The organism is Streptomyces sp. NPDC007088 (assembly GCF_042869355.1).
In the GTDB taxonomy this organism is placed as follows: Bacteria; Actinomycetota; Actinomycetes; order Streptomycetales; family Streptomycetaceae; genus Streptomyces.
The window spans coordinates 1-16,224 of record NZ_JBIAFO010000035.1; the positions used below are offsets into that span (position 1 = coordinate 1).

A 16,224-nucleotide genomic window follows, 5' to 3' on the forward strand; every position below is an offset into this window, starting at 1 on the left:
GGGGGGGGGGGGGGGGGGGGGCCGGCACGCCATGCGGCCACCGTAGGGCCGCCGGGCCCCGTACGGAAGCGCACGGGGCCGCCCCGAGGACGGTCAGGAGCCCTCGGGGCGGAGCGGGCCGGGGGGCGAACCGCGGCCCGGGACACCGAGACGCCGGGACGCCGGGACGCCGAGACGCCAAGGCACCAAGGGGCCAAGGGGCCAAGGGGCCAAGGGGCCGAAAGACCAAGGGCCCAAGGGAAAGCGCTACCAGCCGGTCCGGCCCGGTACCCGGTGTGACCGATGCCGACCCGGTCACACTTGTGTCACAGGACTGTGCCACGCGTCTCCGGGGAAGTTCGTCACACGTTTGGCCGCTCCATTCATTTATCTCTTTATTACATCGGACGCGTGAATGATCGCGCTTTCCGTTCGGCGCCCGACGGGAAAGCGCGCGGGCCGGTCACGGCAAATAGCGTGCGCTCGGGGGCCGGACGGGGGACGGACCGGAAAAGGCGGTGCCCGTCCAATTCACCGCCACCCGGCCGGGCCCGGGGAACGTCACTCGCTTTTGTCCGGGAGGGCGGGGAGCGCCGGGGGCGATACCGGAACCCGTCCTTCCTCGTGCGCCCCGTCCTCCCGGTTCCCCCGCTCCAGAGCCGCGTCGAGCCGGTCGCGGGCGAGGCGTATCCGGTCGGTGAGCCCGGCCGGCTCCAGCACCTCGAAGGCGAAGCCGAGGAGCACCACGTGGACGACCAGGGCGTCCAGGCCGGACGCCCCCGTCCGCAGCAGACAGGTCGTGGGGGTCTCCGCCTCGACTTCGCCCGCGCCCGGCCAGAGCGCCGCGGCCGCCTCCTGCCGGGGCACCAGGAGCCGCAGCACCGCCCGCTCGGCATGGGAACGGCTGCTGATCCCACGCCCCACGTAGGCCGCGAGGTCCTCGGCCGGCGGGGTGCGCGGGGGACGCCGGGGGCCGTGCGGCGGCTTCGGCACGAGCCGGTCCACCCGGAAGGTGCGCCAGTCCGCCCGGTCGGTGTCCCAGGCGACGAGGTACCAGCGCCGGTCCGAGCACACGAGCCGGTGCGGCTCCGCCGTACGGCGTGAGGCGACCTGATGGTGGTCCTGGTAGGTGAAGCGCAGCAGCTCCCCGTCCCGGCACAGGCGGGCCAGTTCGCTCAGCAGCCCCGGGTCGACGGCGCCGGCCCCCGCCCCGCGCGCCAGCGGCACGGTGTAGGCGTTGAGGGTGCCGACCCGGTCGCGCAGCCGCTCCGGCAACACCTGCTCCAGCTTGGCCAGCGCGCGGACCGAGGCGTCGGCGATGCCCTCGACGGCCTGGCCCGCGGCGGTGCGCAGACCGACCGCGACGGCCACCGCCTCCTCGTCGTCCAGCAGCAGCGGGGGCAGCCGGGCGCCGGCCCCGAGCCGGTAGCCCCCGCCCGTCCCCGGACTCGCGTGGACCGGGTACCCGAGGGCGCGCAGGCGGTCGACGTCACGACGGACGGTCCGGGCGGTGACCCCGAGGCGTCCGGCGAGTTCGGGACCGGCCCACTCCTGGTGGGCCTGGAGCAGGGAGAGCAGACGCAGGAGACGTGCGGAGGTGTCCAGCATGGCGGGGAGTCTGCCACCCCTCGCGGACAGCCCCGGTCCGCGAGACGCGGGGGCTCGTCCCGGTACGGGCGTCCATACGGGCCGGGCCTCCCGTACGGGCGTCCGCGTACGGGCCGGGGCTCCCCGTACGGGCGTCCGCGTACGGGCCGGGGCGCCACCCGGGCAGATGTGCCCGCGGCCCACCAGCGGCACCCGCGGCGCGTACGGGAGGGCCCGGCCGAGCACGGGGACGGCCAGGGCGCGCGCCCTGGCCGAGGGCGGGCCCGCCCGCGCCGGACTACCGCGGGCGGGCCCGCCGTCCCCGCCGGGTCACGCTCCGGCGGCCTCACGGACGCGCAGCACGAGGTCGTTGTCCTCCGTGTAGGCCGGACCCGCACACAGCCCACCGCTCTCCGCGGGCGGGTACGTGCAGATGGCGTGCCGGTCGTGCAGATCGTCCAGCAGCCGCGAGATCCGCACCTCGGGGCCGGAGACGCCGGCCGGCCGCAGCCACAGCGACCAGTCCCCCGTACCCAGGGAGACGAAGTCCCGGTGCGGCAGGCCGGCCGCGAACGCGTGCCCCTCGCCTGCCGCCTCGAAGCGCCGCACCCGCGCCGGGTCCTCGCCGTCCCCGAAGCGGGCCTCGACACAGGCGCCGGGGCCGAGTTCGGTGCCGTAGAGCCTGCCGTGGACGGTGCTGCGGTCGGGGTCCACCCGGATCTCCCCGGCCTCGGCGTGCGGGGCGCGCTGCCAGCTGCGGACGGAGAGGTTGCCGAACTTCGTGGGGTACGGAATCCGTACGGCGACCCGGGAGGCGCCCTCGGGGTCGCGGTCGACGAGGGCGCGCAGGTCGTTGAGGCCGGGCAGCAGGCGCACCGGACGGCCGCCGGCGGGTTCGGCGAACACGTCCCAGCGGCCCTCGGCGAGGTCCATGCTGCTGGGCAGCGCGGCCCGGAGCCGGCCCTCTCCCGCGGGGGTGAGCGGCAGTCGTACCTCCTCCTCGCTCGACCTGCGGCGCAGCAGCAGGTGGGCGCCGAGGAGCCTGCCCCGGTCGGCGAGGTCGAAGGTGAGGCCCCCGGCGAAGTCCGCGAGGCAGTCGGCCTCAGGTGCGGACCGGCGCCCGGGGGCGGGCAGAGGTACTTCGGGGCCGGGGCGGCGCGGTGCGGGCGGCGTGGCCACGGTCTTCATGCGGTGCGTCCCTTTCTGAGCAGTGCCTGACGCCCGGTCTCACGAGCGCCGAGCGCGCCGCCGACGAGGCTGCCCCGGCCCCGGTGCAGGGCGGCGCGCAGCCGCCCGCCGGGCCCCTTGCCGCGGGCGGACAGGCGGTTGGTGAACAGCGTTTCGTAGTGTTCGGCGATGCGCGCGGGGTCGAAGCGCTGCGAGGACTCGAGCGCGGCCCGGGACATCCGGCCACGCAGGTCGTCGTCGTTGATGAGCTGGAGCAGGCCCCCGGCGACCGCCTCGGTGTCCCCGACGGGGACGAGCCGGCCGTCCACGCCGTCCTCGATGATCTCGCCGGGGCCCAGCGGGCAGTCGGTGGAGACCACCGGGAGCCCGCAGCGCATCGCCTCGACGATGGTCATGCCGAAGGACTCCATGGAGGAGGTCACCGCGGCGACCGAGCCCTTGATCCACTCCGACTCGATGGGGTGCGCGGGGCCCATGAGGAACACGTGGTTGTAAAGGCCGAGTTCGTCGATGAGGCCGCGTAGCCGGTCGCGCTGGCCGCCCCCTCCGTAGATCCGCAGCCGCCAGTCGGGCCGCTCCTCGCGCACCCGCGCGAAAGCCCGTACGAGGAGGTCGTAGCGCTTGACCGGGGCCAGCCTTCCGGCGGCCACCACCCACTTGCCGTGGCCGTCCACCGGGTCGACGCTCGGCGCGGGGACCGGGTTGGGCACGGCCTGGACGGGCACGCCCGGCATCCGCATCGTGGAACGGTAGACCCGCGCGTCGGCCTCGGTGGTCGTGGTGAAGGCGTCGAGCCGCGGATAGGCGCGCTGGAGCGCCTGCCGCAGTTCCGGGCTGTGCGTGTCCAGCGTCAGGTGTTCCTGGCCGACTCTGACCGGGCCCGGCCTGGTCTGGCGGGCGAGGTGGACGTTGAGCCCGGGGCGGGTCCCGACCACGACGTCCGAGTCGACGGAGCCGAGGAAGGCGGCGATCCGCTCGTCGGTCAGGGCGCTGTACTGGTGGTGGCGCCCCTCGGCGGCCGGGAAGACGGTGGCCGGCGCCTTCAGCAGGGGGTGGGACCGGTCGGAGGTCGGACTGTCCTTGCGCAGGTCCACGAGGTGGCGCACGCGCACCCGGGGGTCGGGCGGGAGCGCCGGCACCTCCCGGTGGCGGAAGACGGAGACGACCTCGACGTCGTGGTGCTCGGCGAGCTGCGCGGCGAGGTTGTACGTCGTACGGATCGTTCCTCCGATTCCGTAGCCGTTGTGGATCAGAAAAGAGATCTGCATTCGTCCCCGTATCCCGCTCTTCGTGATGGTTGCCCCTGGTGGTCCGTCTTCTGCTGAGTGAGACGGCTCCGCCGGGCGCAAGGTTGGGCGACTTCCCGGTCGTGTTCCCGGGCCGCCGTGCGACCGGCGGCCCGCAAACGGGAACCGTCCGGGATCGCCGCAGGTCACGCACGGAAGACAACAACTTGGGAGCGAGTGCCCCACGACCCACTCCGGACGCACTCCCGAACGAACCCGTTCGACGGTTTCCAGCCAGTCCGTGACGGTTGTTTTGACAGCATTTGACGGATTCGCACCACGGGCGGAGGCACCGTGCACGCCCGGCACACACTGCGTTCACGTCCGGGAACCCGCCGTTCACCGGCTGGTTCGTCCCGGCGGACGGCTGCGGGCGACCCGCTCGGGTCCGACCGGGACCCGCGCGCCGGAGAGGTCCATTCCGCACCGGGTGCGGCGTGACCCGCGCACCGGTCGCCCGTTGACGGTGCATGAGCCGGGGACCGCCCGGTGCGTGCGCCGGACCCGCCGGCCACGCGGACACACGAAACCGAGGAGCCCCCGTGCCGCGCATTCTGGACGTCGCCGACGACGTACGCGCCGAGATCGGTGACGAAGAAGCCGACCGGCTGCTCGCCGGAGAGAGCGCCCCCGGCGCCTACGACTGCACGTCCTGCCGTACCCCCGGCGACGCGGAGCGCGAGCGGACCAGCACCGTCCTGTTCGTCGGCGAGGAGACGGCCGTGCTCGCCTTCGCCCACTCCGGCTGCCTGCCCTCCCAGGTCGTCCGGGTCTCCGAGGACCAGCTCCAGGGGGCCGTCGCCTCGATCACCGGCGGGGAGGGCCTGGACGCCGCGCCCGAGCAGGCGGTCCTGGGCGTGACGAGCGGTCTGGTCCTGATCGACGGGGAGCTGCACCCGGCCCTGGTCGTCGAGCCCACCGGGCCGATCGCCCGGCCGGGCACGACGGGCCCGGACGACGCCTTCCTTCCGCTGCTGCGCGAGCAGGGCTTCGCCCCGGTCCCCGATGTCGCCGTCGTCCCCGACGTCCTGCACGGCTGGTCGGTCCTGCTCGCGGTGGGCCAGCTGCACGCGGTGCTCCAGCCGGGCCAGGCCGGCGGCCCCCCGGTCGCGTGGTGGCAGGCACACCAGCCGCTCCAGGTCACGGAGGGCTGGCGTACCGCGGCGAACAAGCGCCAGACGGTGGTGGTGTACGCCGTCCCGGCCGGCACGGTGGGCCGTCAGCCCCGTGAGGACCTGCTGCGGGACGCGCTGGACCGGGCGGCCGCGGCGGGGCTCCTGGTGGCCGCCGCGATGCCGCTCGCAGGGACCTGAGCCGGTTCTGAGGCGGTCCGAGGCGGCTCTGGCCCGCATCCGGGTCCTTTCCCGGCCGGGTCCGGCCACCTCGCGGCCCTGCGGCCGGGAGCACGACGCGGCCCGGCGCGTGCCACGACGTCCGCCCGCGGCGCAGAACGGCCCGGCGGGTGCGGAGAGCGGCTCCGCACCCGCCGGGCCTCGGCGTGCCTGGACGGGGGCAGAGGTTCACCGGGAGGCGGGAGCCGGATGCCGGGAGCCGGATGCGGAGGCCCGTGGCCCCCGGCCTCGTGGACGCGTGGACGCGTGGACGCGTGGACGGCTCAGTCGCCCGCAACTCGCACGCGTGCGGACCGCCCCACGGCATGCGCGCGACCGCCCCACGGCTCCCGCATACGCGCACGGGGGTGGGCCGTGCGCCGCGGGAGGGCGCCACGCGCGGGGCACATGCCGTGTTCGACCGCATCCGTCCGGGTGCGGGGTCGTTGGCAGGTACGTGCACCTCTATGAGCCGCCCCGACGCCCCATTCCCGCGATGCGCCCCGCGCAGACGCCGCCCGGTCCCTCGCCGACGCCGATCTACGACGCGCTCTACGCGGAGTACCGCAAGCTGTTCCGCACCGTCCCCGGGGACCGGGGCGGCGAGGACGAACTGGGCCTTCCGCTGTTCGGCTCACAGGGCCAGGGGCTGAGCCGTTCGTCGCACGCGGCCGGCCGGTACGGGCCCGGCGCGCCGGGCGCCGCACCGCGCGCGGCCTCCGGCGCGCACCGGGGCCCCTCCGACACGGAGTCCGGCCACGGCTCGCCGGCCGCGCCCGGCCCGCACACCGGCTACGGCTGGGGCCAGCAGCCCGCGCCGCAGCCCGGCTGGCCGCGCCGGTCCGGCCCGCGCGCCGCGCTGCCCCCGGCACCGCGCGGCGGCCAGTGAGCGCCGCCCGGCGGGACGGCTCTCCGGGCACGCCGCGGGGCGCGAGCCGTCGCCGGCCCGCGCCCCGCGCAACTGCGCTGGTGGCTACTTCTTGCGGCCGCGCTTCTCGCGGACCCGGACGGAGATCTGGATCGGGGTGCCCTCGAAGCCGAACTCCTCGCGCAGCCGGCGCTCGATGAACCGCCGGTAGCCCGCCTCGATGAACCCGGAGGCGAACAGCACGAAGCGCGGCGGCCTGGTGCCGGCCTGGGTGCCGAAGAGGATACGGGGCTGCTTACCGCCGCGCACGGGGTGCGGGTGCGCGGAGACCAGTTCGCCGAGGAAGGCGTTGAGCCTGCCGGTGGGTACCCGGGTCTCCCAGCCCGCGAGCGCCGTCTCCAGCGCCGGGACCAGCTTCTCCATGTGGCGGCCGGTGCGGGCCGAGATGTTGACCCGGGGCGCCCAGGCGACCTGCGCGAGTTCGCGCTCGATCTCCTGCTCCAGGTAGTAGCGGCGCTCCTCGTCCAGGGTGTCCCACTTGTTGTAGGCGAGGACGAGGGCGCGCCCCGCGTCGACCGCCATGGTGAGGATGCGCTGGTCCTGGACGGAGATGGTGTCGCTCGCGTCGATGAGGACGACGGCGACCTCGGCCTTCTCGACGGCGGCGGCGGTGCGCAGCGAGGCGTAGTAGTCGGCGCCCTGCTGGAGGTGGACGCGCTTGCGGATGCCCGCGGTGTCCACGAACTTCCAGGTCACCCCGCCCAGCTCGATCAGCTCGTCCACCGGGTCGCGGGTGGTGCCGGCCAGTTCGTTGACGACCACCCGCTCCTCGTTCGCGACCTTGTTGAGCAGCGAGGACTTGCCGACGTTGGGGCGCCCGATGAGGGCGACGCGGCGCGGGCCGCCGAGGCCGGTGCCGCCGAAGGTCTCCCGGGGCGCCTCGGGCAGCGCTTCGAGGACGGCGTCGAGCATGTCGCCCGTACCGCGCCCGTGCAGGGCCGAGACGGGGTGCGGCTCGCCGAGGCCCAGCGACCACAGCGCGGCCGCGTCGGCCTCTCCGGAGAGGCCGTCGACCTTGTTGGCGCACAGCACGACGGGCTTGCCCGACTTGCGCAGCAGCCGGACGACGGCCTCGTCGGTGTCGGTCGCGCCGACCGTCGAGTCCACGACGAAGACGACGGCGTCGCTCGCCTCGATCGCGTACTCGGCCTGGGCGGCGACGGAGGCGTCGATGCCGAGGACGTCCTGCTCCCAGCCGCCGGTGTCGACGACCTTGAAGCGGCGGCCGGCCCATTCGGCCTCATAGGTCACGCGGTCCCGGGTGACACCCGGCTTGTCCTCGACGACGGCCTCGCGGCGGCCGATGATGCGGTTCACGAGAGTCGACTTGCCGACGTTGGGGCGGCCGACGACGGCGAGGCGCGGCAGCGGGCCCTGGCCGGCCTCGCCGAGGGCGTCGTCGACGTCCTCGGCCTCGAAGCCCTCCTCGGCCGCCAGCTCCATGAACCGCTCGTATTCGGCGTCCCCGAGCGCGCCGTGCTCGTGCGCGGACGGCTCGGCGTCGCCCTCGGACGGGAAGTGGTCGTTCATGAAGTGCGTACCTCTGTCATCAGTCATCGGCGGACCCCTGTCCGGGGCCGCTACTCAAGTGTCGCTCAGCGCCCGGTGAGGCGCTTCGCGTGGTCCAGGTGGGCGGTGAGGCGCTCCTGGATACGGACGGTGGCCTCGTCGAGCGCCTTGCGGGTGCGGCGTCCCTCGCCGGCGCGGAAGGGCTCCCCGAAGACGAGGTCGACCCTGCCGCGCAGCGCGGGAAGCTGCCTGACCAGGCGTCCGGCCCGGTCGTTGGAGCCCAGTACGGCCACCGGCACGATCGGCGCCTCGCCGCGCAGCGCGAAGTAGGCGAGGCCGGCGCGCAGGGCGGCGAAGTCGCCGCTGCCCCGGGTGCCCTCGGGGAATATGCCGAGGACGCCACCGGCCCGCAGGACGTCGAGGGCGCCGGTGATCGCGGCCCGGTCGGTGCCGGAACGGTCCACCTTCAGCTGCCCGATGCCGCGCAGGAAGGGATCGAGCGGGCCGACGAACGCCTCTTTCTTGATCAGGAAGTGCACGGGCCGGGGCGCCGTGCCCATGAGCATCGGGCCGTCGATCATGTGCGAGTGGTTGACGGCGAGGATCACGGGACCGCTCGCGGGCACCCGCCAGGCGCCCAGCACGCGCGGTTTCCACAGCGTGTTCATGAGGCCGATGCCGATGCCCCGGCCCAGGGCGGCGCCCTTCTCGGAGGGCGAGGGGGCTTCGGTCACCGGCCGGTCCGCTTCTCCTCGACCAGGGTCACGACGCATTCGATGACCTGCTGGAGGCTCAGGTCGGTGGTGTCGACCTCGACGGCGTCCCGCGCCTTGGCGAGCGGGGAGGTCTTGCGGCCCGAGTCGGCGGCGTCCCTCTTGATGAGCGCCTCGCGGGTGGCGGCCAGGTCGGCGGCCTCCTTGCCCTTCAGCTCTCCGCTGCGCCGGGCGGCGCGCGCCTCCGGGGAGGCGGTGAGGAAGATCTTGAGGTCGGCGTCGGGCAGTACGGTCGTGCCGATGTCGCGGCCCTCGACGACGATGCCGCCGTCCGCCTCCCGGGCGATGGAGCGCTGCAACCCGGTGATCACCGAGCGCACCTCGGGCACCGCGCTGACCGCGCTGACCTTGGAGGTGACCTCCTGGGTGCGGATCGGCGCGGCCACGTCGACGCCGTCGACCGTGATGGTCGGGGCGGACGGGTCGGTGCCGGAGACGATCTCCGGCTTGCCCGCGGCGGAGGCGACGGCGAGCGGGTCGGTGACGTCCACGCCGTTGTGCACCATCCACCATGTGATCGCGCGGTACTGGGCACCGGTGTCCAGGTAGCGCAGACCGAGCTTGGCGGCCACCGCCTTGGACGTGCTGGACTTCCCCGTCCCGGAGGGGCCGTCGATGGCGACGATCACGGATTCCACGGTGGCGGACACCTTCCTGGTGCGGATGTGCTGGGCGGTACGGATCTGAGGCACCACCCGCCGGGCGGCCGGCGGCGCGGGCCGGGCGGGTGGACGGCCGCGGGCAGGGCGCTACGCCGAACGGGCCATTGCCCTAGGTTACTGGCAACCCGGGGGGCCCGGTCCCGGGGCCGTCACCGAGCCGGTGCGCGCGGGGACGGCCGCCGTCCCCGGGGCCTCCGGGACCGCCACGTGGGCCCGGTCGGGCTCAGCGTGCGCCCGGCCCGGCTCGCCGTGCGCTCACTGGCGCAGGGACCAGCCGCGTTCCCGCAGCGCCGCGCCGAGCCCGGCTGCGGCGGCCGGGTCCACCGAGAGCTGGACGCGGCCCGCCTGCTGTCCGGTGGCGTGCTCGATGCGCACGTCCTCGACGTTGACCCCGGCGCGGCCCGCGTCGGCGAAGATCCGGGCGAGTTCCCCGGGCTGGTCGCTGATGAGCACGGACACCGTCTCGTAGCGGGCGGGCGCGGTGCCGTGCTTGCCGGGGACCCGGCTCTGGCCCGCGTTGCCGCGGCGCAGCACCTCCTCGACGGTACGGACGCCCTCGGCGCGCTTGTCCTGGTCGGCGGATTCCAGCAGGCGCAGCGCCCGGACGGTCTCCTCCAGGTCCTGGCCGACGGCGGTCAGGATGTCGGCGACCGGACCGGGGTTGGCGGAGAGGATGTCGATCCACATACCGGGTTCGGAGGCGGCGATACGGGTCACGTCCCTGATGCCCTGCCCGCACAGCCGTACCGCCGCGTCCTCGGCGTGCTCCAGCCGGGCGGCCACGAGCCCCGACACGAGCTGCGGCATGTGGGAGACGAGGGCCACGGCGCGGTCGTGCGCCTCGGCGGCCATGACGACGGGCACCGCCTTGCAGTGCGCGACGAGTTCGAGCGCCTGGTTGAGCACCTCGGTGTCGGTACCGGCGGTGGGGGTGAGCACCCAGGGCCGGCCTTCGAAGAGGTCGCCGGTGGCGGCGAGCGGGCCGGAGCGTTCCCGGCCCGCCATGGGGTGGGTGCCGAGGTAGCGCGAGAGCTGCGCCTCGTCCAGGCCCAGGGCCTCCAGCTCGCGGCGCGGGCCGCCCTTGACGCTGGCGACGTCGAGGTAGCCGCGCGCGGCCCCGTCCCGGATCAGCTCGGCGAGGGTGTGCGCGACGTGCGCGGGCGGTACGGCGACGACGGCCAGGTCGACGGGGCCCTCGGGCCCTTCCTCGGTGCCGGCGCCGAGGGCGGCGGCGGTCCGGGCCCGGTCGGGGTCGTGGTCGCGCAGGTGCACGGTGATCCCGCGGGAGGTGAGAGCGAGGGCGGCGGACGTACCGATCAGTCCGGTGCCGATGACGAGGGCGGTTCTCACAGTGCGACGTCCTCACGTTTCGTGGTGGCTCCACGGAGGTGGCCGGTCCGTTCCCCCGCGCGCCGGGCCTCGTCCGGCGGCTCCTGCCGCACGGCGCCCCGAACCGCTCGTACCGCCACTGTGCCGCTCCCTCGCCTTGCCGTGTCCCGTACCTGACCAGGGTAGTCAAGCCGTTGACCGGCCCGGTCCGGCAGCCCGCCCACCGAGACACCGCGCGCCCGGGGGCGGGGGACAATGGACGGATGAGTGAATCCTCCAGCGATCTCGGTACGGTGCTGCGCGGCTGGCGGGACCGGACGCCTCCCGCCGAGGTCGGGCTGACGGCCGGGCGGGGGCGCCGGGCGGCGGGCCTGCGCCGTGAGGAACTGGCCGCTCTGGCGGGGCTGTCGGCCGACTACCTCACCCGCCTGGAACAGGGCCGTTCCACCGCGCCCTCCCCGCAGGTGCTGTCGGCGCTCGCGCGGGCGCTGCGGCTGACCGAGGCCGAGCGGGCGCACCTGTACCTGCTCGCCGGCCGGCGCCCACCGGCCCCGGACCAGTTGCCCGGCCGTATCCCGCCCGGGGTGCGGCGGCTGGTCGACCAGTGGGCCGGGGCCCCGCTGAGCGTCCTGGACGCCGGGTGGAACCTGTTGTTGTGGAACCCGTTGTGGGCGGCGCTGATGGGCGACGCCTCCGCCCTTCAGGGGCGCGAACGCAATATCGCCTGGCGCCACTTCACGGGCCGTCCCGGCCGGGTCGTGCACACCCCGGAACAGGAGCGGGGCTTCGAGGAGACCGTGGTGGGCGATCTGCGGGAGGCGACGGCGCGCTATCCCGCGGACGAGGGGCTGCGCTCCCTGGTGGCCGGGCTACGGGACGTCAGCCCGGCCTTCACCCGGCTGTGGGACTCGGCGGTCGTCGGCCCCCACGAGTCGGCGCGCAAGACCGTACGCCATCCGCGCCTGGGCACCCTGCGTCTGGACTGCGACGTGCTGCTCGCCCCCGGCAGCGACCTGCGGATCGTGGTGTACACGGCGGCCCCCGGCAGCGAGAGCGCCGCCCGCCTGACCCTGCTCGACGCCACCCGCCACGAGGAAGTGGCCGCGGTTCCGCGCGGCTGAACGCGACGCGCGGGGGACCGCCGGAATTCCGTTCCTTTCGGGCGAACGGAGCGTGAGGCTCCCTACTATCCTCCGGGTTGACGGACCCCGCTGGGCGCGGCGTTCGGCACGACAGGGCAACGGGGAGCAGCATGTCAGGCGGCGGGGACCACACCAGGCTTGACCTGGACGTGATCAAGGCTATGGGCCAGGGGCTGGCCAAGGTGAAGAAGGCGTTCGACGGTCTCGACGACCTCGGCAACTCCTGTGCCGACGACTTCGGCGACGGCGATCTCGCGGGGAAGTTCGAGGACTTCGCGAACAACTGGAAGATCAGCCGGGAGAAGCTCACCGCGGAGGTCGACGCGCTCGCCACCATCGCGAAGGAAGCGGCGAAGGCGTACGAGAGCGTCGATCACCAGCTCGCGGAGGCCATCCGCGGCGCCCAGCCCGAGAAGAAGGGAAAGTAGCCGTGGGGCGCCCTTCCGACTGGGCCCCGGTCGCAGACCGTGACCCGGTACCCGGCGACCCCGACCGCATTGCCTCCCTCGGCCGGAGTCTGCGCAGGACCGCCGACGAGCTGGAACGGCAGATCAGAAATGTCAAGGCGGTCGCCGCGGTCGACGCGTGGGACAGCGAGGCGGGTCGTGAGTTTCGCGAGAAGGCCCACGGGAACGTCAGGAAACTTGAGGCCGCTTTCAAGCGTTACGACACCGCGGCGGACGTGCTGGGCACCCGCGTCGAGGAGATCGGCGGTGACTACGCCGCGAAGCGGGACGCCAAGGACACGACGTACGCCACCGACCTCAACCGCGCTCAGGAGATCGCGGATCAGGCCCGCAAGGAAGCCCAGCAGGCCGACGAGGACAAGACGGAAGCCAGACGGTCCCTCGACGCCGTCACCGGCGCGGACCGCGAGGAAGCGAAGAAGGCCGGGGAGGACGACCCCGGGAAGAAGTTCCAGCACCGTGTGGACGCGGCCGACGACGCGATCTCCGCGGCCCGCGACAAGATCGAGACGGCCAGGGAGATACGGGACCGCGCCGCCAGGAAGGCACGCGAAGCGCTCAGCGACGTGGTGGACCACGACTCGCTGAAGGACGGTTTCTGGGACACACTGCTCGACCACATCACCGAGTGGACCAGCAAGATCGCCACCATCTGCGGTATCGCCTCGATGCTCGTGGGCTGGATTCCTGTCATCGGGCAGGCACTCGCCGGGGTACTCGGCGCCATCTCGATGATCGCCACCCTCGTCAACACCCTGGCCACCCTCGTCCAGGTGTTGCGCGGCAACGCCGAGTGGATGGACCTCGGCATGGCCGCACTCGGCTTCGCGCTCATGGGTGTAGGCAAGGGTTTCTCGAAAATCGCCGGGAGATACGCGGGAAAGGTGCTCACCGGCCGACTCGGCAGGGCGGCTGCCGCCCGCACGCCGAAACAGCTCAGCAGGGCCGCGAGCAATCTCAACCGTTCCTCCCGTACCAAGCTGGGCCTGGGCAAGTCCGACGTGTGGAAGTCGCTCAAAGAGCCGTTCACCGACCCCTTCAGGGGGTCCACCTGGGGCAAGGACAGCTTCAAGGCCCTGTTGAAGCGCTCTAGTTGGGGCGAGATGCGCAACACACTGGGCGCTCGCGGCGGCGGCAGCGCTCTGCGCGGCGTGCCACGCTCGCTCTCGGTCGTGGACCCGGGCGTCGTCAGTCAGCTCAAGAACGTCAAGGGTCTCGCCGGCGCCGCCGCGCATGTCGCACCGGCCGCCGTCAACCGGATCAGCAGGACGGCGACCGGCCTCAGCGTCTTCGGCTCGGGAGTCACGCTCGCCGGGCTCGGACTGGACGGAAACCTGAACCCGCTGCTTGGCTGAGCGGACTCCGGTGAGAGGCCCCCGTGCGGAGCGACAAGATGAGGAGGCCACGTGCCGGACGCGCAGGACACCAACCGGCCGGGGACGGACGAGGGAGAACTGTTCGCGGTCTCCGCCGAACTGCCCAGCGGCTGGTTCGAGGTGAATCTCCTCGAAGGCACCGTCGCGGAGGCGACCGTCCGGGCCGGACACGTACTCGCAGCGATGAACCCCCGCGAACTCCGGGTACGCGAATCGGCCCTGACCGACGATGTCGTGGAACGGGCTCTGGCAGCGTACGAGCAACGCCCTGCTCTCAGCGCCCTCTGCTACACGACGGCGGGCGAGTGGGCAGCGGAGCTCCTCGTGGAAGGCTTCAGCCCCGACGAGGGCCGGCCGGAGCCGGCCGACATGGCGCGGATGCTGTACGACTGGGAGGACGCGACGATGGTCGCGGACCCTGAGGTCACTTTTCCCGAAATGCCCTCCGGCCCGTCGGTCCGGGTCCGGGGTACCTTCCGCAAGAAGCGCCGCAGGCTCTTCGGACGCCCCATGGCGGAGTTCATCCGGTACGCGATCTACGCGCCGCAGATACGTGGCGTCGTCGTCGTGACGGCGATCTGGAACACATTCGCCCTGGACGACGAGGTGGCGGCCTCCGCCGACCTGATCGCGCGGGGGCTGGAGATCGACAGCGGCGAGAAGGCCACCGAGGAGGACCGGGCCCAGTGAGGACCGCAGCCCAGTTCACCACCCCTCCTTCCGACTACCGGCTCGTGGTCCCGGACGGCTGGTATCAGCTCGCGCTGGAGCCCGAGCACGCGACGCCTCCGTACTCGCCCTCGCCGAGCGGCAGTTCCGCGGTGTCGACAACGCCCCCCACCTCAAGCACGAGTTGATGCGCGAACTCCAGCGCCAGGCCCGCGAGGCGTACGCGGCAGGCGGTACCGAGCTCTATCTCTCGACGCTCGTCGTGGGCCCGGTGCCGCTCTCCTCCTCGCTGTTGATCAGTGTCCCGCCCCCGGGCGAATGGCCGGGCATCAGCGGGACGGCGTCCCTCGCCCGCCACTTGGAGGGGCTGCCGGGCAGGCAGGAGGTGGGACTCGTCGACCTGGAGGCCGCCGGCCGGGCCGTGCGCACCCGGCACAAACAGGAGCCCGACCCCGCTCAGCAGTTCGGGAACACGCTGCCGACCACGTCTCTCGCGTACTACGTGCCCATTCCCCTCACCGGGAACTGGCTGGTCCTGGACTTCTCCACCCCGATCGACCCGCTCGCCGACCGGATGGTGGAGCTCTTCGACACGGTGGCGGGGACACTGCACTGGTTGTGAGCCGGTCACTTCTTCGGTCACTCCTGAGCGGTGCGCCAGCGCGTCGCCACAGCCACCAGGGCCCCCACCGCCGTCGCGGTGGCGAGGCCGCCGGTGAGCCGGAGCCACGGGAAGTCCTGGTACGTGTCCGTCGGCGGGCCGGGGTGGCGGCCCGTGGGCGCCCGTGTGGCGACGGCCACGGTCACGGCGATGGCCACGCCGAGGACGAGGAGCGCGAACGGCCACGAGAAGCGGTCCTCGTCGTCGCGCGAGCGGGTCCGCACGGGCGCGGGGGCCGGCCGTGGACCGGAAAACCGGCCGCCGCGCGGCGGCGGCCCGGACGGCGCGAGGAGCCCTCCGTGGGGGCACCGGTCAGGAGTCCCTCAGCCCTTGTCCCACAGCTCGCCCAGTGCGAGCAGTTCGCCGCGGTACTCGATCCGCTCCGTCCACGCCGCGGGCCAGGCGTCCGCGCCGAGGTGGGCGCCCGCGAACGCCCCGGCGAGGCAGGCGACGGAGTCCGAGTCCCCCCGTGTGCAGGCGGCCCGGCGCAGGACCCGCACGGGCTCCTCGGGGAAGAGCAGGAAGCACAGCAGGGCGGTGGCCAGGGCCTCCTCGGCGATCCAGCCGTCCCCGGTCAGTTCGCACGGGTCGCGTTCGGGGTCGCGGGGCGCCGTGTCGAGCCGGTCGAGCATCGCGAGGCACTCGTCCCAGCCACGGGCCGCGAAGGTCTCCGGGTCCGGGTCCCCGGCCCGCTGCCACAGGTCGCCCAGCCAGTGGCCCGCGTACGCGGTGCGCCGCCCCAGCGCGTAGGAACGCAGCTCGCCGGTCAGGCGCTGCGGCCGGGTGCCGTCGGCGAGCAGTCGCACGGCGCGCGCGGTCAGGTCGCTCGCCGCGAGGGCGGTCGGGTGGCCGTGGGTGAGGGCCGACTGCCACTGCGCGAGCGCGGAGCGTTCGTCCTCGGAGAGCCCCGGGATCAGGGCGACGGGCGCGACCCGCATGTTGGCGCCGCAGCCCTTGGAGTGCGTCTGGCTCGCCGCCTGCCAGGGCCCCTGCCGCGCGAGCCGTCCGCAGGCGACCATGCAGGTGTGGCCGGGCGCCCGGTTGTTCTCGGGGGAGCGCGACCACGCGACGAACTCCTCGCGCACCGGCCGCTCGCAGCGCGGCGGCCCGAGCGGGCCGCGCTCCCTCGCCGTCCGCAGCCCCCGTCCGAGGGCCAGGGTCATCTGGGTGTCGTCGGAGACGACGGCGGGGGTGGAAAGGGCCATCTCCTGCCAGGGGCCGCACCTGGCGAGGATCGAGGGGACGTCGTCGAACTCGGTCGGGTAACCGAGCGCGTCGCCCAGGGCGAGCCCGAGGAGGGCTCCGGTCGCGGGGTTCTTCGTCACACCAGTCCTTGC

General features: G+C 73.9%; 17 protein-coding genes. 8 read left to right on the forward strand and 9 right to left on the reverse strand.

Annotation, left to right across the window (positions count from 1 at the left end; genetic code table 11):
* Positions 1 to 540: 540 nt before the first annotated feature.
* The 3 genes from ACFYMP_RS31035 to ACFYMP_RS31045 form a co-directional block, all read right to left on the reverse strand.
* Positions 541 to 1,587 (reverse strand): helix-turn-helix transcriptional regulator, encoded by a 1,047-nt coding sequence (locus ACFYMP_RS31035; protein ID WP_388863826.1) that lies wholly within the window; start codon positions 1,585 to 1,587, stop codon positions 541 to 543.
* A 309-nt stretch (positions 1,588 to 1,896) separates the two neighbouring features.
* Positions 1,897 to 2,754, reverse strand: coding sequence for a hypothetical protein (locus tag ACFYMP_RS31040; protein WP_388863828.1), 858 nt, complete (start codon positions 2,752 to 2,754; stop codon positions 1,897 to 1,899).
* Complete coding sequence (locus ACFYMP_RS31045) at positions 2,751 to 4,022, reverse strand: glycosyltransferase family 4 protein (RefSeq protein ID WP_388863830.1); 1,272 nt, start codon at positions 4,020 to 4,022, stop codon at positions 2,751 to 2,753. The genes ACFYMP_RS31040 and ACFYMP_RS31045 overlap by 4 nt, the downstream gene beginning before the upstream one ends.
* A 560-nt stretch (positions 4,023 to 4,582) precedes the next feature.
* Here ACFYMP_RS31045 and ACFYMP_RS31050 point away from each other — a divergent pair.
* Positions 4,583 to 5,353, forward strand: a complete 771-nt coding sequence (locus tag ACFYMP_RS31050) for a hypothetical protein (RefSeq protein WP_388863832.1) — start codon at positions 4,583 to 4,585, stop codon at positions 5,351 to 5,353.
* A gap of 514 nt (positions 5,354 to 5,867) precedes the next feature.
* Positions 5,868 to 6,260 (forward strand): hypothetical protein, encoded by a 393-nt coding sequence (locus ACFYMP_RS31055; RefSeq protein ID WP_388863834.1) that lies wholly within the window; start codon positions 5,868 to 5,870, stop codon positions 6,258 to 6,260.
* A gap of 84 nt (positions 6,261 to 6,344) precedes the next feature.
* On the opposite strand, the gene der is transcribed toward ACFYMP_RS31055, so the two are convergent.
* From der to ACFYMP_RS31075, 4 genes are all read right to left on the reverse strand, one after another.
* Complete coding sequence (der, locus tag ACFYMP_RS31060) at positions 6,345 to 7,829, reverse strand: ribosome biogenesis GTPase Der (protein WP_388863893.1); 1,485 nt, start codon at positions 7,827 to 7,829, stop codon at positions 6,345 to 6,347.
* A gap of 65 nt (positions 7,830 to 7,894) precedes the next feature.
* Entirely contained in the window at positions 7,895 to 8,581 is a 687-nt protein-coding gene (locus ACFYMP_RS31065) for a lysophospholipid acyltransferase family protein (RefSeq protein WP_388863836.1), read from the reverse strand.
* Positions 8,539 to 9,219, reverse strand: a complete 681-nt coding sequence (gene cmk / locus ACFYMP_RS31070; RefSeq protein ID WP_388863838.1) for a (d)CMP kinase — start codon at positions 9,217 to 9,219, stop codon at positions 8,539 to 8,541. Before cmk ends, ACFYMP_RS31065 begins: the two co-directional genes overlap by 43 nt.
* Positions 9,220 to 9,498: 279 nt before the next feature.
* Positions 9,499 to 10,593: a prephenate dehydrogenase gene (locus ACFYMP_RS31075; RefSeq protein WP_388863840.1), complete on the reverse strand. Its 1,095-nt coding sequence runs from the start codon at positions 10,591 to 10,593 to the stop codon at positions 9,499 to 9,501.
* A gap of 242 nt (positions 10,594 to 10,835) precedes the next feature.
* Here ACFYMP_RS31075 and ACFYMP_RS31080 point away from each other — a divergent pair, with 242 nt between their 5' ends.
* From ACFYMP_RS31080 to ACFYMP_RS31105, 6 genes are all read left to right on the forward strand, one after another.
* Entirely contained in the window at positions 10,836 to 11,693 is an 858-nt protein-coding gene (locus ACFYMP_RS31080) for a helix-turn-helix domain-containing protein (RefSeq protein ID WP_388863842.1), read from the forward strand.
* Positions 11,694 to 11,824: 131 nt separating this feature from the next.
* Entirely contained in the window at positions 11,825 to 12,142 is a 318-nt protein-coding gene (locus ACFYMP_RS31085; RefSeq protein ID WP_388863844.1) for a hypothetical protein, read from the forward strand.
* A 2-nt stretch (positions 12,143 to 12,144) separates the two neighbouring features.
* A complete protein-coding gene (locus tag ACFYMP_RS31090) occupies positions 12,145 to 13,536 on the forward strand; it encodes a hypothetical protein (protein WP_388863846.1) in 1,392 nt (463 codons plus the stop codon).
* 51 nt (positions 13,537 to 13,587) lie between these two features.
* A complete protein-coding gene (locus tag ACFYMP_RS31095; RefSeq protein WP_388863848.1) occupies positions 13,588 to 14,247 on the forward strand; it encodes a hypothetical protein in 660 nt (219 codons plus the stop codon).
* Entirely contained in the window at positions 14,244 to 14,414 is a 171-nt protein-coding gene (locus tag ACFYMP_RS31100; RefSeq protein ID WP_388863850.1) for a hypothetical protein, read from the forward strand. Before ACFYMP_RS31095 ends, ACFYMP_RS31100 begins: the two co-directional genes overlap by 4 nt.
* Complete coding sequence (locus ACFYMP_RS31105; RefSeq protein WP_388863852.1) at positions 14,414 to 14,848, forward strand: hypothetical protein; 435 nt, start codon at positions 14,414 to 14,416, stop codon at positions 14,846 to 14,848. The genes ACFYMP_RS31100 and ACFYMP_RS31105 overlap by 1 nt, the downstream gene beginning before the upstream one ends.
* Positions 14,849 to 14,865: 17 nt before the next feature.
* On the opposite strand, the gene ACFYMP_RS31110 is transcribed toward ACFYMP_RS31105, so the two are convergent.
* Together ACFYMP_RS31110 and ACFYMP_RS31115 are read right to left on the reverse strand one after the other, a co-directional pair.
* Positions 14,866 to 15,111 (reverse strand): hypothetical protein, encoded by a 246-nt coding sequence (locus ACFYMP_RS31110; RefSeq protein ID WP_388863854.1) that lies wholly within the window; start codon positions 15,109 to 15,111, stop codon positions 14,866 to 14,868.
* 99 nt (positions 15,112 to 15,210) lie between these two features.
* Positions 15,211 to 16,212 carry an ADP-ribosylglycohydrolase family protein gene (locus ACFYMP_RS31115; protein ID WP_388863857.1) on the reverse strand — a complete coding sequence of 334 codons (1,002 nt, stop codon included), beginning with the start codon at positions 16,210 to 16,212 and terminating at the stop codon, positions 15,211 to 15,213.
* Between the last annotated feature and the right edge of the window lie 12 nt (positions 16,213 to 16,224).